This window comes from Desulfobacula sp. (assembly GCF_030145145.1).
GTDB lineage: Bacteria > Desulfobacterota > Desulfobacteria > Desulfobacterales > Desulfobacteraceae > Desulfobacula.
The window spans coordinates 121693-140775 of record NZ_JAQYWD010000002.1 but is presented as its reverse complement, the minus strand read 5'-3'; the positions used below and the strand labels follow the sequence as shown (position 1 = coordinate 140775).

At 47.7% G+C, this 19083-nt stretch carries 13 protein-coding genes; 10 read left to right on the top strand and 3 right to left on the bottom strand.

The genetic code is table 11. The features are described 5' to 3' along the window. Window positions 1-29 precede the first annotated feature (29 nt). On the bottom strand, window positions 30-188 hold the full coding sequence (locus Q1Q15_RS01625; RefSeq protein ID WP_300455712.1) for a hypothetical protein: 159 nt from the start codon (window positions 186-188) through the stop codon (window positions 30-32). Between the two features lie 19 nt (window positions 189-207). Continuing rightward, window positions 208-4143: a hybrid sensor histidine kinase/response regulator gene (locus Q1Q15_RS01620; protein WP_300455709.1), complete on the bottom strand. Its 3936-nt coding sequence runs from the start codon at window positions 4141-4143 to the stop codon at window positions 208-210. Between the two features lie 959 nt (window positions 4144-5102). Here Q1Q15_RS01620 and Q1Q15_RS01615 point away from each other — a divergent pair. Continuing rightward, entirely contained in the window at window positions 5103-6284 is a 1182-nt protein-coding gene (locus Q1Q15_RS01615) for a response regulator (RefSeq protein ID WP_300455707.1), read from the top strand. 1 nt (window position 6285) lies between these two features. After that, window positions 6286-6417 (top strand): hypothetical protein, encoded by a 132-nt coding sequence (locus tag Q1Q15_RS01610; protein WP_300455704.1) that lies wholly within the window; start codon window positions 6286-6288, stop codon window positions 6415-6417. 405 nt (window positions 6418-6822) lie between these two features. On the opposite strand, the gene Q1Q15_RS01605 is transcribed toward Q1Q15_RS01610, so the two are convergent. Further along, complete coding sequence (locus Q1Q15_RS01605) at window positions 6823-7146, bottom strand: hypothetical protein (RefSeq protein WP_300455701.1); 324 nt, start codon at window positions 7144-7146, stop codon at window positions 6823-6825. A gap of 52 nt (window positions 7147-7198) precedes the next feature. On the opposite strand from Q1Q15_RS01605, the gene Q1Q15_RS01600 reads away from it, so the two are divergent. From Q1Q15_RS01600 to Q1Q15_RS01565, 8 genes are all read left to right on the top strand, one after another. Continuing rightward, a complete protein-coding gene (locus tag Q1Q15_RS01600) occupies window positions 7199-10387 on the top strand; it encodes a response regulator (RefSeq protein ID WP_300455697.1) in 3189 nt (1062 codons plus the stop codon). Window positions 10388-10860: 473 nt separating this feature from the next. Next, window positions 10861-11670, top strand: a complete 810-nt coding sequence (locus Q1Q15_RS01595) for a DUF2092 domain-containing protein (protein WP_300455694.1) — start codon at window positions 10861-10863, stop codon at window positions 11668-11670. Next, the gene (locus Q1Q15_RS01590) at window positions 11667-11945 is read left to right on the top strand and encodes a hypothetical protein (protein WP_300455691.1); all 279 of its coding nucleotides are present in this window, start codon (window positions 11667-11669) and stop codon (window positions 11943-11945) included. Before Q1Q15_RS01595 ends, Q1Q15_RS01590 begins: the two co-directional genes overlap by 4 nt. A gap of 217 nt (window positions 11946-12162) precedes the next feature. Further along, window positions 12163-12648: a hypothetical protein gene (locus tag Q1Q15_RS01585; RefSeq protein WP_300455688.1), complete on the top strand. Its 486-nt coding sequence runs from the start codon at window positions 12163-12165 to the stop codon at window positions 12646-12648. A gap of 17 nt (window positions 12649-12665) precedes the next feature. Beyond that, window positions 12666-13220 (top strand): lipid-binding SYLF domain-containing protein, encoded by a 555-nt coding sequence (locus Q1Q15_RS01580; RefSeq protein WP_300455685.1) that lies wholly within the window; start codon window positions 12666-12668, stop codon window positions 13218-13220. 42 nt (window positions 13221-13262) lie between these two features. After that, the gene (locus tag Q1Q15_RS01575; protein ID WP_300455683.1) at window positions 13263-15692 is read left to right on the top strand and encodes a mechanosensitive ion channel domain-containing protein; all 2430 of its coding nucleotides are present in this window, start codon (window positions 13263-13265) and stop codon (window positions 15690-15692) included. Further along, the gene (locus tag Q1Q15_RS01570) at window positions 15689-18517 is read left to right on the top strand and encodes an AsmA family protein (RefSeq protein WP_300455681.1); all 2829 of its coding nucleotides are present in this window, start codon (window positions 15689-15691) and stop codon (window positions 18515-18517) included. The genes Q1Q15_RS01575 and Q1Q15_RS01570 overlap by 4 nt, the downstream gene beginning before the upstream one ends. Window positions 18518-18775: 258 nt before the next feature. Continuing rightward, window positions 18776-19039 carry a hypothetical protein gene (locus Q1Q15_RS01565; RefSeq protein ID WP_300455679.1) on the top strand — a complete coding sequence of 88 codons (264 nt, stop codon included), beginning with the start codon at window positions 18776-18778 and terminating at the stop codon, window positions 19037-19039. Window positions 19040-19083: the final 44 nt, after the last annotated feature.

Genomic DNA, 19083 nt, shown 5'->3' with positions numbered 1-19083 from the left:
AAACTGTTTTCTAACTTGGAAGTGTTACCCTATTTCTTTGATTTTATGGCCATTCCAGGCCGTTCTGCCGATCGGACTTTGAACCCCTCCCTGGACAGCAGTTCACCCAGGAGCCGAAGATTGAGTATTTCATCATCAATGATGAGAATCTCCCTGCCATCTGCCTTAAAATTGTCTGCCGAATCCATATGGATAGATGTTCCTTCTTTATTTCACTGCCTTGAGAAGATCCTGGATCCTGCCCAGTTGATAATTCTCTACCAACGGTTTAAGCCCGGCTGCTATATCCGGAGACCGGACGGCTATCTTCTGGATAACACCAAAAACCGCCTCCCTGTCCAGTGCTAATACAGCCTGGTCAAGTTCTTTCAACAAGGTTTTAGGCAATATCGAAAGCATGTCGGCATCTAACTTCTGGTCCTTTCCGGGCAGCAGGTTTTCCATCTCCTGTTCATAACAGTATTCAAGGTGTAACAGTCCTGCAATGGCATCATAGATCTCTTGGGAACTAAAGGGTTTACGAACAAGATCATCACATCCACCCGCCAGAACCTCGTTGCGCTGTTCCTCAAACGAACTGGCAGTTACGGCAATAATTTTTACGTCGTCTCCTTCGGGCAATTCCCGGATGGCCCGGCTTGCTGAATACCCGTCCATTACCGGCATACGTATATCCATCAGGATAAGATGGGGATGCCAATCCTTAAACAGACCGACAGCCTCATGCCCGTTATTGGCCTCCTTCACAATGAAGCCTGCCTGTTCAAGCAGGCTGGTAAGCAGGAATCTGTTTTCGTAATTGTCATCCACCACCAGGACACGCCATTTGGGCTGATCATCCTTGAGGCCAATAACCTTCAGCGTTTGGGCATCAGGAATCGTCACCGTCAAGGGTTCAGCTGGACTGACAGGGATTCTCACCTCGAACAACGAGCCCAGGCCCGGTCGGCTGTCAAGAGAAATTTCTCCGTTCATCATCTCTGCCAGTTGTTTTGAAATGGTCAAACCCAGCCCTGTGCCGGGCTTGTCAACACTGCTGATGTCCCCCCGGACAAAAGCGTCAAACACTCTGGCCGCCTGTTCTTCCGACATGCCCGGCCCCGTGTCTTCCACCTGAAGCAGCAGGTTAACCATGGACGAGCTGTTTTCCAATGGCCGGGTCTCCGCCCGCAGCCACACGTTACCTGTTTCAACATACCTGATGGCATTACCCGTCAGGTTGATCAGGATCTGCCGCAACTTGCCAGAATCCCCCATGATCCATGGTATAAGATCGTCTTTCAATTCCATGGCAAAACTGAGCCCTTTCTCTTCGGCCCCGGGCCGGAACATGAGGGCAACATCGGTCATCATCTGGCAAAGATCAAAGGCTTCATTTTTTACTTCAATACGCCCTGCTTCAATGCTGGACAGGCTTAACACATCATTGATCATTGTCAGGAGGTGTTCGCCGCTTCGATTGATTATTGTCAATTTTTCTATCTGTCCAGGTGTGGCGCCGGCATCATGACCAAGCATGGAGGAAAAACCGAGAATGGCATTAAGGGGAGTACGAAGCTCGTGGGACATACTGGCAAGAAAAAGGCTTTTGGCCTGATTAGCTTTTTCAGCTGCCGACCGGGCCTCATCCGCGGATATTTTGGCAATTGTCAGGTCCCGGGTCCTCTCTTTCACCTGGGCTTCAAGTTGAATATTCCTTGCTTCAACAGCTCTCACCCGCCATCGGAAACCGGCGATGATAAACCCGATCATCATGACAACCGCGCTGATTCGAAACCACATCTCCTCCCACCACGGCGGTGTGATCCTGATCCTTATCGAGGCTCCTTTCTCGTTCCATTTGCCGTCATTATTTGAAGCAAGCACCCGGAACACATACCTGCCTGGATCCAGGTTTGTGTACGTGGCAAACCTACGTTTGCTGCCTGTCTCATTCCATTGATCTTCAAAATCCTCCATCCTGTATCTGTAGCGGTTCTGTTCCGGAGACCGATAATTCAATGCCGCAAACTCGAAAGAGAACACGTTTTCACGGTAGGAGAGTACCAGAGAATCGGTTTCAAGGATTGATTGCCTGAGAATCGAATCCTCACCGATGGCAACCGGTTTGTTTGCCACTAGAAAATCAGTAATCACCACCGGAGGAATGACCGGGTTATCCAAGATATGATCGGGGTAAAAGGCTGTGATGCCGTTGGTTCCTCCAAAATACAACCGGCCGGAGGGACTTTTGGCATAGGCGGAAAAATTTGAAAAGGCATTGCTTTGAAGACCGTCCCGCTCAAAATAATTCCTGAATATTTTTGTTGTTGGATTAAATTTTGATAACCCTTTGACGGTACTGATCCAGAGGTTTCCCAGATCATCATCGAGAAGTCCGAAAGTGACCGCTGACGGCAGGCCATCCTTGTCGGTGTGGTGGGTGAAGGTTCCACTGGAACGGTCGAACAGATCAAGTCCCCCGCCCAGGCCGATCCAGAACCGTCCTTCACTGTCTTCACAGAATGCGGTCACAACCTTACCTCCGATGCTATTGGAATCGGACGGGTCATTGGTATAGCGGATAAAGGCATCCGTTGCTGGATCATATCTGTTCAGCCCTCCCATGGTTCCGACCCAGAAGGCTCCTGCACGGTCTTCATAAAGTGAAAATATCTGATTATTATCAAGGGAAGCTTTATTGTCCGGGTCATGGAGGTAATGTTTAAACCGCCCTGTTTTTCTGTCAAACGCATTCAGCCCGCCTCCCCAGGTGCCTACCCAGAGCATACCGGACCTGTCCTCTCTGATGGCGGTAACCGAGTCATTGCTGAGACTATCCGGGGCGGAGGTATCATGCCGGTAATGTTGAAACTTCCCGGTATTCCGGTCGAATCGATTCAAGCCGGTTCCATACCCGCCTGACCAGAGGATGTTGTCTCTGTCTTCAACAATGGCCATAATTGAGTTGCCGCTTAAGCTGTCAGGATTTCCTGGATCATTTTGAAAGTGGGTAAAGGTTTCTTTAACAGGGTTGAACCGGTCAAGCCCTCCGCTGGTGGTTCCCACCCATACCATGCCGGCCCCATCCACATATAAGGAACGCACACCGTTGGAACTCAGGCTGTCCGGGTTGCCGGGAATGGCGCGATAATGGCGAAATGGTTTGTCACCGGAATTGATGGTATTGATACCGCCGTCCTCCGTGGAAATCCAATACGTCCCCTCCCGGTCTTCATATATATTGAAAATATTGTTAGAACTGATGCCATAGGGATCACCTGGAGTTTTTTTGCAGTGAACAAACACCTGGTGTTCCCTGTCAAACCGCTCAAGTCCCCCGCCCCAGGTTCCTACCCACAGGTTGCCGGTGTTGTCTTCGTAAACCATGAAAATCACGTTGTGGCTTAGTGAATCCGGTACTGCAGGATCATGCCGGTAGCGGATGAAGTGTCCGGTTTTGTGATCATACCGGTTCAGCCCCCCCATGGTGCCGGCCCAGAGCGTTCCTTCTTTATCTTCAATAACCGATCTAACAGAATTGTGACTCAGGCTGTAGGGATCGTCCGGATCATGCCGGAAGTGCTTAAACTGTCCTGTCTCACGGTCCAGGCGATCAAGACCGTTCCCGGTGCCGATCCACAAGGCACCGGCAGAGTCTTCAGTGATGGACCAGACAATATTGCTGCCTATAGTATCAGGATCATCCGGATCATGCAGGTAGCGGATGAAGTGTCCAGTTTCGCGATCATACCGGTTCAGCCCCCCCATGGTGCCGATCCAGAGTTCTCCGGAACGGTCTTCATAGATTGCCCTGATTTTACCATGACTGAGGCTGTACGGATCATTCGGGTCTGGCTCGTGGCGGATGAACCGTTCCGTCTTCCTGTCAAATTCCTGGACCCCTTTCTGCCAGGTCCCAACCCAAAGGGCGCCTTTATGGTCAACAAACAGTTCGCGCACAGCGTCATAAGGCAGACTGTAAGGATTTCCTGGCTCGTGCTGGTAAACCTTGAAACTCGACCCATCATAACGGTTCAACCCGGCATAAGTACTGACCCATATTATGCCGTCGGGATCCTGGACGATATCCCAGACAGCATCGCTTGAAAGCCCTTCTTTGGAACCAATATGATCAAACCTGAGAAATCGGCTTTTTTGCATATAAGCCTGGCCTCCTGCCTGTTGTGCAGACAGGCAAACCCTCCAGCATAATAGCATCAACATCACTGCCAGAAAGGTGCTGAATCTGCATTGTATGATACGACTCATTTTATAATTCTCCCATACCTGTATGAACGAATCGAGCAGCATATGAATACACTATGGATTCAGTTTGTAACCTGCCCCGAATGATTCCGCGCCCGGCACCAATCAGCAAAAGCTACTCAAGAGTTTCAACGCTAACATTCAACTGTTATTTAAACATCCTTTTCACCGGGTGGTTAATGCTGAAAACGTTATATCAGAATCCTTATTTTTGCAAAACCTTTAATGGTACCGGCGAAGAATTTGGGCTGTTTCCAGTTTCAATCCTTGCCCTTCGGAGGAGTTAGTCCGAAACAAATGCCATAGGATCCGCCTGTATTCTTTCTGAATGTCGAAATGACACTGCTGATAATGGGAACCTATCCACCATTATTTTTGACCATGGCCGGAGTGATGACAATGTAAGCAATCAAACCGATAATCTCAGGATCGCTTGCAGCATTGGGTTGTTCCTGAACGAGTTCAGTCATTACGTTAAAAAACTACACTCTGGCAGCCCAACAGGACTTTCCGTTCCAGAATAGCCCACGCTCAATTCTCAAAATATATTGACAATAAAGGTGATTGCAGCTTGAGGGAAATTACCCTTAAACATATTTTTAGGATGTTTCTCTCCTGATCGGAAATTCAACTTGATTATTGATCGCATTATCAGTATGAAATTCATAGATGAGTCCCGCATCCTTAATCCGAAGCTTGATTCATTTTTTTTAAAGCAAACTGGTAAGCTGGCTTTTTCACCAAATCGAGTAAGCAAATTGCAAAAGGCTTACAGAAACGCATAGATAATTATCAAATAGGTCAGATTAGAGACCTTTTGCGGACCGCAAATGAAAGGGGGGTAGGATAAGCAGATGATTTCGAAACACACTTCGAAGATATATGATGACGACATCCTTATTGTTGATGATGAAATACCTAATTTGCAGCTGCTGAACGAACTGCTCGGCAGTGAGGGCTATCGGGTTCGTCCGGCGGAAAGACCGCAGCTGGCCATTGAATCAGCGCTGGCTAAACCGCCGGGCCTGATACTGCTTGATGTCAGAATGCCGGAGATGGATGGATTCGAGGTTTGCCGGCAGTTGAAACAGGATGAACGGACAAGGGGCATCCCCATTATCTTTGTGAGTGCATTGCAAGATACCCAGGACAGGGTTCAAGGATTTGAAGCCGGAGGGGTGGATTTTATATCCAAGCCGTTTCAGGAAATGGAAGTCCTGGCCCGGGTCAGAACCCACATGAGCCTTCGCAGCATGCAGCTGCACCTGGAAGAGCAGGTTGCCGAGCGCACGGCTGAATTGCAAAGCGAGATCCAGGTAAGAAAACAGGCGGAGAAGGAACTGAAAAATTATCAGCAGAGACTAAAGGCACTTGCCTCCCAGCTGACCCTGGCCGAAGAAAAGGAAAGAAGGCGCATTGCCAACGATCTCCATGACCACATAGGCCAGACCCTTGCCTTTTCACGCATCCAGGTTGCAAGAGCCAGGAAGCTTGCGCCTGAGGGAAAGCTGGCAGATCTTTTGGATGAACTGTCTAAAACGCTTCTAACCACCATACAGGGCACAAAAGGACTGATATTTGATCTGAGTTCTCCTTTGTTGAATGAACTCGGGTTGACAGCAGCACTATCCAACTGGCTTGAAAAACGGGTTGACAAACAGCATGATATCCGAATAAAGTTTATTGATGATGGTAAAAAGGCAGTGATCAGCGATGATTTGAGAGCTATTTTGTTCCGCAACGTCCGGGAGCTCCTGTCCAACGTTATCAGACATGCCCAGGCCTCCAACGTGGTTGTGATGCTGGAAAGGCTGCCGGAGGCATTAACGATTAGTGTTCAGGATGATGGTGTTGGATTTAAACCTGACCTAAATGACACTGCTGTGACGGATGGAACCCGATTCGGTCTGTTCAGCATCAGGGAACGGATGGCCGATTTCGGAGGCTCCCTGAAGATTTTTTCCAAACCTGGTAATGGATGTCAGGCCATTTTGTCTGTTCCCCTTGGTAACGATACTATTGAGGAAGGTGCTTAACATGAAAACTGCCATCCTTTTGGTGGATGACCATCCGATTTTCCTTAAAGGGCTCGGTTCTTTATTGGAGGATGAAGCCGATATGAGGGTTATTGGCGAGGCAGGAAGTGGGAAGGAATGCTTCAGGATATAGGCAAGCCTTTTAACGTGTAAGAGTCGATTCTAAAGAAGGTTTTCAAACCACAACATATGGTATGCGAGGATTATCTGGTCTTCATCAAATGTTTAAGTTCCGAATATCAATTTTGTACCAGGCTGGAGTTGTGATTAGTATCCCAATTCATGACCTTTACCGGGTTTGAAATTATCAAGATTATCCTTTGTAAGTTTGAGCATTCTGGAAATCAAAAAATCTATTTTCGCCTGAAAAAATCCAAATATTCAGAGCGATTATAGTGTCTATCTACAGTCGCTGTATGCCCTTAAACAAAAAGAGTTGACTTCTTTTTTCAGTTCTTAGTGTGATTCAGAATTCGAGGGCGTTGTTTTGTATTCATAGTCAACACTGATTGAAACCCAAGTTTTTAAAAACCAACAGTCAAGTATGATTATCCCTGTCTTGAGTATCCAAAAAGCAAAATTGTGATGGATACCAAAAAGTAAGAAACCAGGGAACACCCATTTTGTCCATTATCCTGGTTGCGGTATTAAAGTGATGGACATAGGTTTTTTCCGGTTCTCGGCTTTCCCCGATATCGCCGACATGCAGTGCCATCTCAATAGGTTGTTTTGATAAGATATCAACACCCTTTTCAAGGGCAGAAATCAGGTGGGGAAAAGCAACGCTTGACCATTCCTGACCCCTTCGAACCATGCTGGTGACGGCCGGGCGATAAAAAATTGCTTTACTTATTTTTTCCAATCATATAGCCTTTTGGAGCCTTGGAGTTGTAATTTTCTAAAAAGTGAAGACAGTGCATAATTTAAAAACATCCATTCTTTTAGTAGATGACCATCCGATTTTTCTTAAAGGACTTCGCTCCTTATTGGAAGATGAAACAGATATGACGGTGGTCGGTGAGGCAGGCGATGGCCAGACAGCGCTGGACTTGATCCAGGTGTTGTCACCGGAAATCGTTGTCATGGATATCACCATGCCGGGGCTCAACGGTATTGATACCACAAAACAGATCCTGTCGGATTATCCCAATACAAAAGTGATCGCCTTGTCCATTCACTCTGAAAATGAATTTGTGGAAGGGATGCTTCAAGCCGGGGCAGTGGGGTATATTGTCAAAGAGAGTGTACCGGAAGAACTGGTAAAGGGAATTCGGGCCGTTATGGGAGGAGAATCGTATTTGAGCCCCGTGATTACAGACCTTGTTATCTCGCAATTCCGGCAAGGCATTTCCCGAGAGCCCTCTTTTCAGGAAAATCCTGTTGAAATTATTGAAACAAAGCTGCATTCCCCTTTTAGGCCTGAGGATCATGTTCCGCGTCCGCAGTTAGTGGAATTGTTTGAAAAAAACCGGCATCTTCCCCTTCAGAATGTCACGGCACCGGCCGGCTATGGCAAGAGCACCCTGGTCGGATACTGGCTTGAGACCCATGACTGGCCGAATTCATGGATATCCCTGGACGAGGATGACAATGATCTGCAGCGGTTTTTGACCTATCTTGTGTATGCAGTGCAGACACTTTTTCCCACGGCCTTGTCTCAATTCAGAGAGATCCTCAACGCCGCTGCCCTGCCACCCATTCATGTCCTGGCCGGAAGGCTTGCCAATGAATTGAATCTGATTGAACAGGCGTTTATCCTGGTGCTGGATGATTTTCATCTCATCCGGGAAAAGAAAATTCACGACCTGATAACAGAACTATTGCACTACCCGCCACAATCGCTGCACCTGATCCTTGTCGGCCGGTCTGATCCGTTCTTGCCCCTGGCAAAGTTTCGCGCCCAGGGACAGCTTCAAGAAATCCGTCTTCATGACCTGCGGTTTACACGAGAAGAAATAGTCGCGTATATGCGATTGATTACCGAGGAACCGTTAGAGGACCCTATCATTGATGAATTGATAAAAAGAACAGAGGGTTGGATTACCGGTTTGCGGCTGGCAGCTCTTTCCATGAAACATGAGAAGGATTTTAATACCATTGTTTCTAAATTGAATGGCAGTCCTGAATACGTTATGGAATACCTTTTCCATGAGGTTTTTTCCTCTCAGCCTAAACAAATTCGGGAGTGTCTTTTAAAAATCGCCATACTGGATCGGTTTTGTGCCCCTTTGTGTGATGCCGTGCTCGGCAGGGGGGGGCAATCAAACAGGGATGAATTGGATTCATGGGCCTTTATTGATCTATTGAAAAAAGAAAATATGTTCATTCTCAACCAAGACACAGACAATTTTTGGTTCCGCTACCACCGTCTGTTTCAGCAATTTCTGCAACACTATTTAAAGCGCTATCAAAATTCCGATGAAATTGCAGCGCTCCATGGCCATGCAGCAGAGTGGTTTGCGAAAGAAGGTTTGCCGGATGAGGCGATCACCCATGCGCTGGCCGCCGGGGATGTGCCGGCAGTCGCTCGAATTGTTGAACAAAACCGGTGGGCCGTTCTGGCGGCTGATCAATGGCAGATGCTTGGAACATGGCTGGATCGATTACCCCATGAGATTAAACAGGAACGATGCGAACTCCTGCTGGGCCAGGCATGGATATTGCTGAAGTTAGCACGGTTGGGGGAGATCACCACCATCCTCCAACGGGTCGAAATCCTTGTTGACGAAGTATTAACAGAACCTGACGTGCTGGCCGAGATCTGTTTTTTCCAGGGCATTGTCTGCTATTTTAACGGCAAGGCAGAGCAAAGTTCAGAATTGTTTAACAACGCCGCGAAACAGCTTTCCCAATCGCCTTTAGTCGTATTCAGGGCCCAGGTTGAATGCTGGGCCTGCCTGGCACTGCACCTTAATGGGCAAAAAGAGGATGCCGTCCAACGACTGAATCAAGGAATTTTCCAAAAAGACCTGCACCAGGGAATGGTGTTATCCCGATTGAGGATTGGCCTGTGCGCTATCCATATGCTGGATGGCGAGTGGAGACAGGCCTTTGCCGAAGGTCTGAAACTGATGGCGCTCAGCCGGTCAAACCACCTCGCCTTTGCCGAGGCATGGGCCATGCATGTACTGGGGAACGCCTCTTTACAGATGTTCGACCTGGAAGCAGCGCAACACTATTTCAGCCAGGCGGTAAAGCATCCATACATTAAACACCACAGGGCTACCGTGGACGACATGACGGGACTGGCGATGATCCATCAGCTCATGGGGCAACCGGCTGAAGCCGATGAGACCATGAAACAGGCACAAGCGCATGCACAACGGACCAAGGATCCGGGAAATGTTGAGATAGCTCATTCCTGCAGTGCCCGGCTCGCCCTGCTGCGGGGGGATCTCGGTTCAGCCGCCCGCTGGCAGGGGAGGGTGAATCAAACGGCGGGCAATCAAATGATGCTTTTCTTTTTGGAGATCCCCGTCATCACAGAATGCCGGGTACTCATCGCCATTGGATCCCAGGCGAGCCTGGAACAAGCCCTGGAAAAACTTGAGGACCTTCACCAGAAAACAACCGCATGGCAGAACACCTGTCAGATGGTGGAGATCATGGTCCTTCAGTCCCTGGCCCATCATCACCAGGGCCTTGTGGACGAAGCACTCACAATCCTGGAGGCGGCAGTGACCCTGGCTATGCCCGGCAATATGATTCGGCCGTTTGTTGAACCCGGTCCGCCCATGGCGGACATGCTCAAGCAGCTGCAGGTAAGACAGGTTTCCATGGACTTCATTGGGAACCTGCTGGCTTTTTTCAGCGCTGACGGGCCCGGCGCTGTAACGCCGATGACCGGCCCGGAAGGTTGGACACCGGTATCGGCTATACCGGAATCTTCCCATACCCTGGAAGACCCATTGACCAAGCGTGAACTGGAGATTTTGACCCTGTTGGCACAACACCTTTACAACAAAGAAATTGCAGAAAAACTGTACATTTCACCGGAAACCGTTAAAACACATCTGAAAAAAATTTATGAAAAGCTTGGGGTAGACAGCCGACGAAATGCGGTTTCCAAAGCCCAAAAACTGGGTCTGGTTGCCCACCAATAAAGTTAAGCAAAGTCTTGTTCCCGTGTCTCCGTCATCGGCCGTATCAACGGGACAGTCATTATGGCAGTAGTTCCCTTTCCCGGAGTAGAAACAATCTGAAAAGATCCGCTAAACACCTCAATTAAAATTCCAGACACCGAGCCATCGGTCTCAACGATCAGGGCCGGATCATTACAAATGAAACGGGTCCAAAATGATCTCGTATATTAACAATATGCCCGTTATCTGCAGGATAGGACGTCTCTGATTGTCAAGAAAAGGGTATGAAAAAAGGAACCGGATCAAGTATTAGGGAGTGTCGCATCCCCCATTATGGGGGATCATTTTCACACTCTTTGGGGGATTTTTTTTTAGGGTCAAACATTTTATAACTGAGTTACACAAAGAGAATTCCTGAAAAAAGTGGTGATATTCACTCAAAATTCGGGACGGTAATGATACTATCCACAAATAAAAAAAGGAGATACGTTCAAATGAACAAAACAAGTCCCAATGTAATGAAGACGTTTGTGCGGTATATGGCTGTCGTGGTAATGTCCCTGATCCTTTTATCGGTAACGTCCCCGGGGGGTTACGCTGATGAGGCAGATGCCAAAAGGATACTCAAGGCCATGTCCGATTACATGGCGGCCCAGAAATCCCTTTCATTTGGATTCGATGCCACCCTTGAGGTTGTTACAAAAGATGATCAGAAACTTGCCCTGGCAAGTTCCGGCACAGTTATTCTAAACCGGCCTGACAAGATCCGTGTCACTCGTTCCGGCGGGTTTGCAGATGTTGAACTGTCCTTTGACGGGAAAACCCTGACCCTGCTGGGCAAGAACCTCAACCTCTATACCCAGGTGGAGGTGACCGGCACCATCAATCACCTGGTGGACGAATTAAAGGATACGTACAACAGGCCTTTGCCTGCCGCAGATTTGTTGTTGGCGAATGCCTACGATGACCTGATGTATGGTGTCATTGATGTAAAGGATCTTGGCAGTGGTGTGGTCGGTGGCATTGAATGCGATTTCCTTGCCTTTCGAACAAAGGATGTTGATTGGCAGATCTGGATTGCCCAGGGAGACCGCCCCTATCCCTGCCGATATGTCATCACCTCAAAACTTATTAGCAGTGGGCCGCAATACACCATTCAGATCAGGGACTGGAAGACCGGAGGCGATGTGGCAGCAACTGATTTTCATTTCAAAAACCCAACCAAGGCCGATAAAGTCGCACTCAAGGATCTCAAGGGCACAGATGACTTGCCGGATCATTTCATGAAAGGAGAGACAAAATGAACACATTGAAGATAGTTGTTATGGTTTTAATATTTGGGGTCATCGGGATGTTTGGATCTGAGATTGGCCGGCATCTTTCCATGCCCGGCACTCAGGATTTGATTCCCACTGCTGAAGCCAGGGTCGGACGTCCGTTAACCCCGGTCAGTGTTGCCGGGGTGGCCCGGCGCACCGTGCGGCGGTGTGCGGTAGGGGTTTATAATTGCAAACTTCCCGGCCCCGGGGAAGTGGTCTGCAGCAAGACGGTACCTCTGGCGGATGTGGCGCTGTTTTAATCTTTTTTTTAGTGATACAGGTGAAATTATATAACAAGTAAACCAATTTATTTTAAAAGGAGTAGAATCATGAACATTTGAAAAAGAGGAATCTGTATGATTGGGGTATCTGTATTTGCAGAAGGATCACAGAAAATAAGCCGGAAAGTTAAACCTGCTCTGCAGGATGGTTATAAGGATGTCCTGCAGAGCCTTATCGCAAAAAGGAGATAAAAGAATGACACAAAAAATTAGACTGGCCCTCGTTTTAATGCTGCTGGTGATGGTATGGCCTGTTTTGGCATCTGCCCAGGAAAAACCGGCCCAGACCATGCAGTTTGTGGTTGAAAAAATCCGTGCAGACAAACAATTGTTTGTCGCGGAAAACATGAAACTGACCGAGGCGGAAGCCCAGTTGTTCTGGCCGGTATATGCCAGATACCAGGATGAATTATTCCTGCTCCGGGCAAGGACCCTGGGGTTAATCTCTGCCTATGCAGAGGCCTATGGCGAAATGGATAATGATACGGCGAAACAGATACTGGATGAGCTGATCGCCATTGAGGCTGTGGGACCGAAGCTTAGACTGGCCTTTCTTCCTGAGTTTCAAAAAGCGCTGCCCAATGTCAAAGTTGTCCGGTATTATCAGATTGAGAACAAGATCAATGCGGCGCTGATGTACGATCTTGCCGCCCAGATTCCCCTCATCCAATATAACCCTTAAATATGGAGATTAATAACATGAGATACATTAATTGGATAAAACTTGCCCTTGTTCTTGCATTCGTTACGACCACAATATTCATCCCGGGCCTTACCAAACCCGCCCTTGCAGGTGTAGGTGAGGCTGAAATCAATGCGGCCCTGGAAACACTCTATGCCAAATCCGAAACTGCCAAATCATTGGCGGAAAAGGCAAAAGGCATCCTTGTGTTTCCAAGCATTGTCAAAGGGGGCTTTATTGTGGGAGGACAATATGGTGATGGCGGACTGCTCAAAAATGGAAAACTTACCGGTAATTACAACACCATCCAGGTGTCCTACGGTCTTCAGGCCGGCCTCCAGAAATATGGATATGCCCTGTTTCTGATGACGGATTCCGCCCTGACCTATCTTGACAAGAGTGATGGGTGGGAGCTGGGTGTAGGTCCCACCATCGTTGTGGTGGATGTCGGTGCCTCCAAATCCATGACAACAACTACTGCCCAGTCGGAAATCTATGCCTTCTTTTTTGATCAAAAAGGATTGATGGGCGGACTGGGTCTCCAGGGTACCAAAATTACAAAAACAGATTAACAATCATGGGGAGGGACGTCCCTCCCCCATGTTGGGGGATCATTGACTATCGCTTGTAACTGCAAAGTAGTGATGAGATATGCAGGGATTTTGTTCCTGTTGCTCTTCATGCTGGTGCCCCTGGCAAAGGGAGCTGAAGAGGGAAATGGGTCCGCCGTTTCAGCTTCAAAAACAGAAACCCCCACACCTGAAAAACTCCCGCCGCCAAAGAATATAGTTGACTTTCTTTCCTATGTCACGGATCTGTCCATGCGGTTTGTTGAACTTGAAGGCCAGATAGATGCGCCAGTTATCCTCTCCCGGTTTCAAAAGGAGATCTCTGACATATCCAATCAGATGCAGGTGCTGTCCCGTCAAGTTTCAGCAGCATCGTCCGATGGGGAAATTAATTATGATCAATTGGAACTGATTAAAAGAAAGGCATACAAACTCGGGTACCGCATAGAAAGGGTCAGCACCCCTGTTTTAAAGCGCATTGAAAATCTTTCCACCTTAAACACGGAATGGGTACAAAAAAAGGCGGTACTGGATACCTGGGTTAAGATTGCAAAGCAAAACCTGTCTTTTCAACTGCTTCAAGAGGATATCATAACCCATCAGAGGAAGGTGGATCTGGCCCTGGAACACATTTTAAAAAAATTAAACCCTGCTTTGGCAGCACACAAAAAATCTGTTGATCTTGAGGTCAAAATCCATTCTTTGACCTTAGATATGACAAAACGCATTCAACCGTTTCGGAAGAACGGTGGTAAAGTTGTTTCTATCTTTTCTGTTGAGTTCTACTCCCAGATGAACAAACAATTATTGGAAACAATATGGAAAAATGCTATTGCTGCAGCAGGGATACAAAAGCAGCTGTTTGCCGACCAATTTAATTTTATTCTTGTCCTTTGCCTGGCTGTTTTTATCCTTTCAATCCTCATTCATCGCAGCAAAAAAATAATGCAGGCATCTGCCGACGGGTATTCTTTCACCCAGCGGCCTGTGGCATCGGCCATTTTTTTGTGTTTGGCCGGTTTGACCCTTATCGATTTTTTTAATGAGGATGCGGTGCCACTGTTTCAGGGTTGGGAAACAATGAAGCGGATCATTATTCTTGTTTCAATTGTCCGGTTGTCCAGAGTCCTGCTTGACGTATTCTGGAAAAAAAGATTTGTTTTCCAAATCATTATGGCGATTATGGCGATTGAATTTTTTAAATTATTGAATCTTCCCCAGTCTGTTTTTTATCTGTATACTTTTTTTGCCACCGCCTTGATACTGATTTTTTGCCTGGGGCAGAGCTGGTACCTGTCAAGACAGAAAATATCTTTTTTCGGGTTGTTGGGCCTGCGTTTCGTATCACTTATACTTTTTGGCATTCTCGTGCTGGAACTTTTTGGATTTCAAGACCTTGCGTTATATTCTTTCAATTCACTGCTGGATATCTCGATTTATACGGTTGTTTTCTGGATGTTATTGCTCGCCACAAAAACCCTGCTGGAACTCTTACTTCAAACAACCCCCCTGGCTGTGGCACGAAAAAATTCAGTTGTCATTGTCAGCCAGTTAACGCCTGTCATCATGCTATTCTATTCGTTTATACTCTTTATCCTTGCTCTGCAGACCTTGGGGGTTTATCCCACCAAAGAGGCTGCAATGAAGGGCTTTCAGTCATTTCAACTTGCTGCCGGCTTCTGGGCGGTTTCACCGGGTATGATTGTTGATGCAGCCATAACCATCTATTTGGTTTCCCTGTTTTCAAAAGCAATTCAAGGCCTTTTGCTTCAGGAGGTGCTTCCCCGGTATAATGCAGCGATGGGGGTTCAGTTTTCCATTGTGCGCCTGGTGAATTATGCGATGCTTGCCATTGGGTTGATTCTGGTGCTCCATGTATTGGGGGTTCAGTTGACAAACTTGACCATTCTAGGCGGTGCCCTGGGGATTGGTGTTGGTTTCGGACTCCAGGCCATTGTTAATAATTTGGCCAGCGGTCTGATTTTATTGTTTGAACGTCCCATAAAGGTCGGGGACATCATCCAGGTGAACAATGAAGCCGGCGAGATAAAAAAACTGGGGCTGCGGGCTACGGTGGTACAAACCTTTGATAACGCTGAGATCGTGATTCCAAATTCCGACCTGGTGACGGGCCAGGTGACCAATTGGACCCTTGCAGAACGGCTTACCCGGGTAAAAATTCCTGTGGGGGTTGCCTATGGAACCGACATAACAAAAGTATTGGAAATATTAATGAGTTGTGCGGATGAGAGTCCCATGGTTTTATCAAAGCCTTCCCCAAGGGCTCTATTCCTTTCTTTTGGAGAAAGTTCACTGGATTTTGAACTTCGGGTCTGGATTCCTGAATTCAATGAGAGACTAACCGTTCTCAGCGAACTCAACCAGGATATTAACAGCGAGTTTAAGCTGGCTGGAATTGAAATCCCCTTTCCCCAGAGAGACGTTCATTTGTATGAGACAAAAGAGGGTGAATGAAAATGATAAAACGAATGCTCGCCGGCATATTGTTGATTTTTGTTTGCCTGGCTTTGGGAGTGACCGGGACCTTTCTGCTGCTTGATAATACAACCGTGATGGCATTGATCACCCAGCAGATTGAATCCGCCACCGGAACCCGGATTTCCTATGGTAAAAATGCCGCCATGACCCGAACCCTGTCTCCGATGATCACGATTCACGATCTGAAGATAGAGGATACCAGTACCCATCTGCAGATTGACAGCAGTTTGTTTCAACTTCAGATCAGCCTGCCGGGGATACTGAAGGGGAGATTGGAAATCCCTAAACTGGTGTTAGGGGATACCCGGGTGGAAATAAAAGCGACGGATGGTGCCGGTACATTTAATTTGCCCCGATCCTTCCCTCTCAGACCTGTATTGCACGACATCCGGATTTCACAGATAACCATTGTTCGTGCCAATGAACGAATCAACCTTCCGGCAATGGACATCGAACAATTGACGGTCACGGTTGACCCGGATACCGACAAATTAATCTGCAATCTGAAAACCCGGTTTGGGGACAACCTGCTTGATGTCGTTGCGACCCTTCCCCGGATACAGACCCTGCTGGAGCAGCAGCGCCTCCCGTTTTTCCTGGCAGTAGCAGCGCCTTTTTTTCACCTGTCCTCGGAGGGGCTGATGGATTTTCGATCATCGCCGCCAACCATAGAGGCCGACGTGCAGGGAAAAATACCTGACCTGAAACAAATCTTGGCCCTCCCGAAATCCGTCAGTATTCAAGGCCGAGCAGACATTCGGTCAGAGAAAGGCGTTCCTTCTCTTGAAAACATTGTCGTCCGGACAAAGGACGCCAAGGGGATCCAAGTTGACCTGAAGGGCCGAATTGAAAACCTCCCTGCACTTACCGGGTTTGACCTGACGGTGAACGGCCGGCTTGAAAATCCAACCTGGCTGACTGCTGCCTTACCGGAAACCCTGGATCCGCTGAAGCGCATGACCCTTTCCACACGAATATCCGGCGCATACCCCCATCTGGGCATCCGGGAGTGCCGCCTGAATGGGAAAACAGTGAATGATCTTGATCTGAATGTGACCGGCCAATTGGATCTGGCATATGATACCACTGGTCTGCAGACTGAAAATATGGCCCTCAAGTTAGAGTTTACCGCTCCCAGCACGCGATCGGCCCGGGCACTTTTTTTTGATACAATCCCGGAGTTCGGCAGGGTTCAGGGACAGGCAGACATCCGGTCCAAGCGAGGAATACCTTCCCTTGAAAACATTGTTGTCCAGACAAAAGATGCCAAGGGGATAACCGTTGACCTGAATGGTCGCATTGCCGGTTTCCCCTTTGATCCGGATATTTCCAATACCGGCTATGATCTGGAAGTGATCATGACATCCGTAAAAACATCGGTCATGGGGGAAAGACTTGGCATTGACCTGCCCATTGATTCATCCATGGATGGGCCATTGGATATAAGGTACAGAATTGAAGGGGATACCCAGGCATTGCAATTGAATAAAATTGATCTGTCTGCCGGGAAAAAAAATGGAGTGCAAATCGGCGCAACCGGCCGGGTGTTGTTTGGCAAATGGGATCAGGCCGATCCCATAGAACGCATTGACCTCGCTGTCCGATTGGAGAGCCGGAATACTCTGACATTGGGGAAGGCCCTTGGTAAAGAATTGCCTGAACTGGGTCCGGTTAAACTGGACAGCGCGATTTCGAAAAAAGGGAAAGGAATCCAATGCGATACACAAATGACCGCGGGTGAAACCCGGATGAATGCGGTCACCAGCATTGTTTCCCGCCGGGGAACACCCTTTATCAGCGGTAAAATAAAGGCACACAATGTATTCATTCCCGATCTGATTGAAAAGGAAAACAAGGCCGGCAAAGATGGGCCGGCAAAAACAGGTTCGTTCTTTTCCCGGGAACCCCTGACGGTTGACTGGCTGAAAAAAGCGGATGTGGATCTTTTTGTCGATATCGCGTCCTTTGACAAACAGCAAATGACCCTTGAATCCGCCCAGTTCAGGGTTGCGCTGGAATCCGGCCGACTGTCCATTGAATCGGCCAGACTGGCGTACCCGAAAGGGGAAATTACACTTGATATGCGTCTTGAACTGGAAAAGGATCTGAGGATAAGTGTCAAGGCTTCGGGTAAAGATATCAATCCCTGGCTCACACTTTCGATTCAGCAGCCAAATATCAAAAACGACTTTGATGCGGAACTGGACATTGATATGGAGATCACCTCATTTGGGAAAAGCGAGTATGACCTGGTCGCCAACATGGAAGGCGATATCTACGTGATCCTCAAGAATGGCAAGATGAGAAAAGAACCGCTTGATATGCTTTTTACCGACCTTATTGGCTGGACCATCGGTAAGGCAACAGGCCAGAAATATGTCGACATTGATTGTGGGGTAGCCGATTATAGCATCACCAGGGGTGTTATCACCACGAATGCCTTTATCATTGATGCCCGGGACATTACCGTTGCCGGAGAAGGGACCATTGATCTATCTCAAGAACAGATTGACTATGTTTTTTTACCCAAAAAAAAGTCGAGCCTGATCCTGAAGGCAGAGCCGGTGAAAGTGACCGGTCCTTTAACCAATCCATCCGTAAAGGTGCTGCCCTGGAAATCAGCCGCAGCGACCTATGGTAGTTTGTTTTTTGGCCCCTATGTGTTTGCGGGCTGGGTTGCCTTTGATTTTTTAAAGAGCACTATTAGCAGAGGAAGCACAACCTCACCCTGTTCTGAATATGAAAAAAAACATGAACAGGAGATGAAGCCGGCAGCAGAAAATCAACCCTTTAAAGAGTAAAGCGGTTTGTCTCTCCTATCAAAAATAAACCGATAAGCAATATAATATTTGAAGATATTACTCACGTATTGAACGGTTTCCCTATCCCCCATAATGGGGGATGAATTTTCACTCTTCCCGGGGGATTTTTTTTCCCATTAAAACAGGCTACAAAGGTCTTAATAAAAAAGGATTTTTATATTCTATAGTTTTCACAATTAAATTGAAAGAGTGATGCTATGTCTAAGATATTTACGATCTTGAAAGGAGTTGACAGTTATGACAGATAAACTGCAGCGAAAGCGCCTCACCATTGATTCAGCGGTCACCTATCGCATCAAGATCCAGGGGTGCCTGGAGGAAATCTGGTCTGACCGCCTGGCCGGCATGCAGATCACAATGAATATCCAGGTGTATCAAGATCCGGTAACCACGCTTGTGGGACAGGTGAAAGATCAGTCCGAGTTAATCGGGGTGCTGAATGGTCTTTACGAACTTCGCATGCCGATATTGTCATTGGAACTTGTGCTGGAAGAAGAATAATGCGCATAAGGGATGCCTTGCAGCGCATCACAACCATCAAGGAG